The following is a 6,000-nucleotide window of genomic DNA, read 5'->3' on the forward strand; positions in this document are numbered from 1 at the left end:
ACCCTAGCCGCGGGCACCCCACGAACCCGAGGGGTGAGTCGCGGGTCGGGAAGGATCGCGCCCACGGTCGTGTTGTGCTCCCTGCCAGGCCCCACCGGGGCAGTCGAGGACGACCGGAGGCAGACGTGTTCTTCGCCCGCAAGCAGACCGAGCTCATCGACGAGGGGCAGACCCTCCCGGGCCGCTCCACCGCACTCCTGGACCCGGCCGCGCGTCACCTCGTCCTGGGCACCCCCGTCGTCACGGACGAGGTCCCCGACGGCTTCGAGGTCGCACTGTTCGGCCTGGGCTGCTTCTGGGGCGCCGAGGAGATCTACTGGCAGGTGCCGGGCGTGTGGTCCACCAGCGTCGGGTACGCCGGCGGCACCACGCCGAACCCCACCTACGAGGAGGTCTGCTCGGGCCTGACCAACCACACCGAGGCGGTGCGGGTGGTCTTCGACCCGAGCACGGTCTCCTACGCCGACCTGGTCAAGCAGTTCTTCGAGGTCCACGACCCCACGCAGGGCATGCGCCAGGGCAACGACGTCGGCACCCAGTACCGCTCGGCGATCTACTACGCCTCGCCCGAGCAGGAGCAGACCGCCGCCGAGCTGACGAAGGTCTACGGCGAGGAGCTCGCCTCCCGCGGCGTCGGCGCCATCACCACCGAGGTCCGCCCGGCCGCCGAGACGCCGTACTTCTACGCCGAGGACGTGCACCAGCAGTACCTGTTTAGACACGTAAATGGCTACCGTTGCCATGCCAACACCGGCATCAAGTTCCCCGAGATCACCTGACCCAGTCGGGCGGGTGTGGCCGCCGTCAACACGGCGCGGTCAGACGGTTCGGACCTTCGCCCGAGGTCCGAACGCATCCATGCCTGGCCATGTGAACGCCATAGCCTGACTTGACGGCAATTCGGAGGGTCGTTGTTGCTGGCTGCCAGCCAGAGCAGCGTGCGCTCTGGCATCGGCAGATCTGGGGGCGCAGAACGCGCCATCAGCGTCTGAGTCGACGCCAGATGAGCCGAATGGTGCATGCGGCCACAGCTGTCGCCCACGACTATGGAGCAGGTTTGGGCCACACCGCCGCCGTGCCGACCAGCAGTTGTCCCGCCGCCTGGACCCGAACGCCTTCGGCTTGGTCAAATCTGAAGTTGAGACTTGTTAGGTGCACGGCGTCCGGGAGTAGGGGGTCGTCCAGCCAGCAGACGCTCCCGGAATCGAGATGGACCGTGTCCTCGACGGTGAACTCCACAGTTCCCGACCCCACCCCGTGAGCGGCAACGTCGGTTACGCCAGTCAGGTCGACAGCGCCATACACGGCCAGCTGGCCGAATACGTCGCTGGCGGCGAGTTCAACGAGCCGGTCGGCTGCGTCAAACGAGTCCGCATACTCCCTTGCGGGCCCGGTGAGTGCGCCTACGCGGTCGGAGACGACCTGCTGCCGGTAGGAGTGCCGTGGGATAGCGAGCTCGGGCTCGTGGGCGTCAACGGCGGCCGACTTCAGCAAGTCGGCAACCGCTTGGCGCGCCGCCGTGAGCTGCGCGCGGTCGCTCGACGAAAGTGCGGCGTCGGATACTCGGAGCCGCTGCCACTGCGCCGTCCCTGCCAGCGCCCGCGCGAGCCGACGCGCCGCCTCGCCCGCGTGCGCGGCCAGCTGCTCCGGCGCGCCTAGGGCTTGGAGCGGTTCGGTCGGCGGGTCCTGAAACTGGAGTCCGGCCGCAAACTCTTCACGTGTCCACGGGAGCCGATACGTGAACTCGTCGGTTGTCAGGGGCGTTCCCCGCGCTAGCTGCGGGGCAGGAAGCCGCGGGTACCCGGGTAACCGCGACCGCAGCCACGCGACCGTGACGCGGTGGGCCCCCTCCACGTACGACGCGTCCTTGAGCCACTGCTCGAGGACGGCATGGTCCACCGACGGCGCCTCGGCGGCAACGATGGAAAGCATCTGCGGCACGTTCGTGCCCAACCGCAACGGCCGGCTGGCGACCATCCCCCCGCCGGCTGTGACGTGTTGGAGCAGTCCGGGAAGCCCAATTGACTGCTGAGACGCGTTGCGGGGCAGCTGCGCGGCGAAGCGCCGGACCACCGGAAGGTCCGCCCAGACCGACGCCTGGGCTGCCACCGCCTCCCAGAGGGCGGCATCGCCGCCTGAAGCCGCGGTCACAGCCACCGCCCCCCGGCCAACCTGTCGATCGCCTCGCTCACCCGCTTCGCGGCCTCTGACGACGCGGAGGCCCCGATAAGTGAGTCAAGCGTTCTGCGCGAGAGGTGAGCATCGCCTCCGGTATGTCCGTCGGAGACGCTGACGTCGATGCCCTTGGTCTGTGTGTAGGCCACGGTCCAATCAGCGCCCCGACGGCGCAGGTTGTCGTGCGCGGGAAGAATCTGTCCGGTAAGGCCTGTAGGTCCGATCTCGGCCGCGACGGCGGCGCGGTGCCCGGCAGGCATCGTCGCGCGGACGAGCCGGTCGACCTCAGCGGCAACGTCGGCGGCGTGCGATGCCACGGCGTCGCGCGCCTCCTCCGCCGAAGTGGGTCGCGGCCGTCCGGTAGCGCCCATTCCTCTCAGAGCCCCGACTAGCCACTGGCGCCAGAGTCGGACCGCGAGGTCGATGGGACCGCCCGCTCCCGCCACCCAAGGACGCGTGGCCATCGCCGCGTGAGCGGCGTCGTCCGTCAGCCACACGCCTGCGTCGAAGCGGGAGAACGCGACCACACGGCCGTCGGGATGGCGCCAAAGGTCCGCGCAAGTCGGCGCACCGGGCGGCAACACAGCGCGTAGCACTACGGACAGCTCTTCGGCGGAGCCGTCACCGAGAGCACGCCGGTCGAGTGGGGCGAACCGAGGTAGCGCGAATGGGAGCCTCGACGCAACGGTTTCGGCGAAGACTAGATCCAATCCGCCAATCTGAGCCGCGAACAGTAGGCGCTCCTCGTCGCATGCCTTGACGTCGGTGGGGAATGCCACCGCTCCGCGTGCGAGCGCCAGCCCCGCGAGGTAGTCCGCGAATGAGTCGTGGACCGCCGCGACGGTCTCCGACTGTCCCAGCCGCACAAGCAGCCCGGATCTGCGGGCGGTCTCATCCACCGCGGAAGCTTCGATGGGCCCGATCACAGCGGATTGGTCCCGCGCTGCCTCCACCAGGAGGCGGCGCCACGTGTAAGGGTCGGAGTAGCGGCGGCCCTCGTCGAGGAGCCGGGCGAAGCAGGCGCCCAGTACTACGGTCGCTACGCCGAGTCCGTCGGCACCTGTCTTGATCGCGAGCCGATCGAGGAACGCGTTGTACACCGCCGCGCGGTCCTCGAAGGGGACTCCCGACGCGATCAAACCAATCGTCATTTCGAGAAGCATCGGGTTCCCCGCCGCGTCTCCGAGGGCCCTCTCCGCACGTGCGAGGGCGACCCGGGCTGCGCCCTCACCGGCACTGGTGTCTACGGTGCACTCCGCGAGCGCCTGCCGGCGCACCCGCCCGAACGGCTCCATGCGGAACAGCGATGGAGCGAACGACGCTGGCAGCACTGAGCGAACGGCGGCGAGACCGCGCCCCAGCAGGATGAGGCGCGCCCCGCGCCCGGACGCCACTGACGCCCGGAGATCCTCGGCGAGGGCGGTCCGCACGGGCTCGGGGACCTCGGAAACGCCGTCGATGACGATGACAGTGCCGTTGTCCGCGAGAATCTGGCGGCCGGTCAGCGTCGGGATCTCACGGCCGAGAACGTCAGAGACGGTGTCGGCGACGAGCGCGTCGACGCGGCCGGGGATGTAGGTCTCGGCGTGTGCCACGATGACAACGCGACCTTGCGCGGCCGCCGCGGTCCTGAGTTCCCGGGCCGCCGTCGACTTGCCGGCTCCGGTCGGCCCGGCCACAGCCCCCGGTGTTGCGCCATCGACCAGCAACGCGTCAACGCCCACCGCCGGCTGGTCCGCCTGGGGATGGAGTCTGGCCGGAACCGCCGCAAAGTGGGCATCCGCGGCGATCGCAGCGAGGTACGGGTCCCGCATGTCAGCCCATGACCGGACCGCCGTCGAGCTAGGCGGTATCCCCAACGCGCAGCAGATCTCGTCCCGCGACACCACGCGATGCGCTGCGTCAGGCCGGCAGGCGCGGTCCAGCAGCAGCCGTAGCAGGGCGTCCACGGCAGATCGTGCCCGCTCCATCGCGTCAACCCGGGACCTGACAGACGGGAGCAGTGCCATTACTTGCCGGTCCGCCCGTGCGAGCAGTGCGCCCGTCCCGCCCGGGTCCTGGACCAGCGTGGCACAGGCTATCTTTCGCACGGTGGCGCCGTCGGCATCTTCTCCCAGCAACTCGGCGAGCGAGGCTCGGCGTCCCGCCGCGGCCTCCGCAAGCGCGTCGCGGACTTGCACACCGGAGGGTCCGAGGCGTCCGTCCGTCACGAACTGGAATGAGGCGCCCTCCGGGGCGTCGACCGCCGCCCACCGGCGGAGCAGCCCGACCAGTTCGGCTTTGGCCCACGTGTACTCGTCAGCTCGGACCTTGGCCTGCTTCCCGACGGCCACCCGGCCGCTCACGTCGAGCAGTTCGATATCGATGACGTCATCGTTGCCTTCGACTCTGATCGACGATAACTCGTCGCTCTCTAGGACGTCGAGGGCAGACAAGACGGCCTGCGCGTGCTGGTAGGCGATGCCACGATATGTATCGACGCCCCCCACGCGACGTAACTGTATGCGATGGGAGAACCTCATCGCTCAGAGCCGAAAGGAAGCGGAGTCGGGTGGGCATTGGCAGATCCGCAAGCTCACGCATCGACTTTGGCTCTCGAAACCACACCGACAGCTATCCCGACGTTTCAGTCCACAGAGACCCTTCGGGCAACGCGGCCCGGATCGAGGAAGTCTTGGCGACCAGGCGTACGTTTTTCCGGTATCGACCGGTCTCCGGGTCGACGTCGCCGTCGATGTCGCTAGTGGCTGTGAAGCCCCAATCTTCGTAGAGCCGGGCGACTTTGGGCCTTTCTGCATCGACCGCCAAGAGCCGCGACGGGACTGTCTCGGAGGCCATGACCATGCGCGCGAGGGCTGCAGTGAGCAGGTTCTTTCCGTCGGCACCGCCGCGCAGGTCGGCTGACAGAGCGAGGCGCGCAAGTAGAAAAGCGGGGACCTCATCCTGCCCCTTGGCCGCCCGTTTGCTCAGATCGTCGCTCTTGATGACCGTGAGAGCCAGGGCGAAGTAGCCCAGCACGGGCCGGAGAGAGCCTCCAGGCGCCTGGTCGACGTCTTCGATCAACACGAAAACGGTCACCGACCCCGCGCGCAACTGGGTGAGGCAACTGCCCAACCACGCGTCGTAGGAGGGGTCGCCACACGAAAAGGCCCCCAGGTCGAACCCAGGGGCCTCCTCGGCGGTGAGACGTGTCAGGGCGAGCGAAACGGTCACCGAACCCTATACGGGACCGCGTCGGCCAGGTGCGCCTTGAGCCTGGGCATCGGGTCCGGGGTCTCCAGGCTGCTCATCATGCGATCGAACGTCTGAGCGTCCATCAACGTGGCGTCAGCACGTGCGAGAACGTGAGAGGCCCTTTCCTCGACCGCGTCGAGCGCGAACTGGCTCCTCGTGACACCGAGCGCCGCCGCTGCTGCGACGAGGTCGCGCGCCATGTCGGCGCTGAGGCGCAACTCGAAACGCTCGGTCTTTGCAGTCGGTCGGGTTTGGGTAAGAGCCATCGCCTTGTCCTATCTCCACGCTGTAGTGGGGGTGGCCGCCACTGACGGTGATACCTGTCGACCAGCCTGTCAACAATGTACGGCGACTGTACGGAACGGGCAAGACCTCGAGCCACCCTTGCTCCCGGGGGATGCGACGCCCGCGCATCTGGACATCCTGAACCCCACGTCCGGTGCACGTCCGGTGCACGCCCACAGCTAGGGAGTGTCTGGTTATTCGCGTAGCCAGATGGTGATGGTGCGGAGCACGACGCCGCCTCGGTAGACGACAGCCAGCTTGTCGTAGCGGGTGGCGATCCCTCGCCACTGCTTGTGGTCGTTGAAG

At 68.3% G+C, this 6,000-nt stretch carries 5 protein-coding genes and 1 pseudogene; 1 reads left to right on the forward strand and 5 read right to left on the reverse strand.

The annotated features are described in order from the left end of the window. Positions 1 to 125 precede the first annotated feature (125 nt). Entirely contained in the window at positions 126 to 779 is a 654-nt protein-coding gene (gene msrA / locus M8330_RS18740; protein ID WP_250828559.1) for a peptide-methionine (S)-S-oxide reductase MsrA, read from the forward strand. Positions 780 to 1,044: 265 nt separating this feature from the next. Here the strand turns inward: msrA and M8330_RS18745 are convergent, their stop codons facing one another. From M8330_RS18745 to M8330_RS22755, 5 genes and pseudogenes are all read right to left on the reverse strand, one after another. Next, positions 1,045 to 1,932 carry a hypothetical protein gene (locus tag M8330_RS18745; RefSeq protein WP_250828560.1) on the reverse strand — a complete coding sequence of 296 codons (888 nt, stop codon included), beginning with the start codon at positions 1,930 to 1,932 and terminating at the stop codon, positions 1,045 to 1,047. 215 nt (positions 1,933 to 2,147) lie between these two features. After that, the gene (locus M8330_RS18750; RefSeq protein ID WP_250828561.1) at positions 2,148 to 4,664 is read right to left on the reverse strand and encodes an NACHT domain-containing protein; all 2,517 of its coding nucleotides are present in this window, start codon (positions 4,662 to 4,664) and stop codon (positions 2,148 to 2,150) included. A 124-nt stretch (positions 4,665 to 4,788) separates the two neighbouring features. Then, positions 4,789 to 5,388, reverse strand: coding sequence for a hypothetical protein (locus M8330_RS18755; RefSeq protein WP_250828562.1), 600 nt, complete (start codon positions 5,386 to 5,388; stop codon positions 4,789 to 4,791). Continuing rightward, positions 5,385 to 5,675 carry a type II toxin -antitoxin system TacA 1-like antitoxin gene (locus M8330_RS18760; protein WP_250828563.1) on the reverse strand — a complete coding sequence of 97 codons (291 nt, stop codon included), beginning with the start codon at positions 5,673 to 5,675 and terminating at the stop codon, positions 5,385 to 5,387. The genes M8330_RS18755 and M8330_RS18760 overlap by 4 nt, the downstream gene beginning before the upstream one ends. Before the next feature lie 213 nt (positions 5,676 to 5,888). After that, positions 5,889 to 6,000 (reverse strand): annotated as a pseudogene (locus tag M8330_RS22755) (IS5-like element ISMt1 family transposase); the annotation flags it as partial.

Origin of the sequence: Nocardioides bruguierae (assembly GCF_023656415.1) — a bacterium.
GTDB classification, from domain to species: Bacteria; Actinomycetota; Actinomycetes; order Propionibacteriales; family Nocardioidaceae; genus Nocardioides; species Nocardioides bruguierae.

Excerpts from the sequence above, each read along its gene's own strand:
- M8330_RS18760 (WP_250828563.1), bottom strand. The coding sequence starts at position 5,675 with ATGGCTCTTACCCAAACCCGACCGACTGCAAAGACCGAGCGTTTCGAG.
- M8330_RS18745 (WP_250828560.1), bottom strand. The coding sequence starts at position 1,932 with ATGCTTTCCATCGTTGCCGCCGAGGCGCCGTCGGTGGACCATGCCGTC.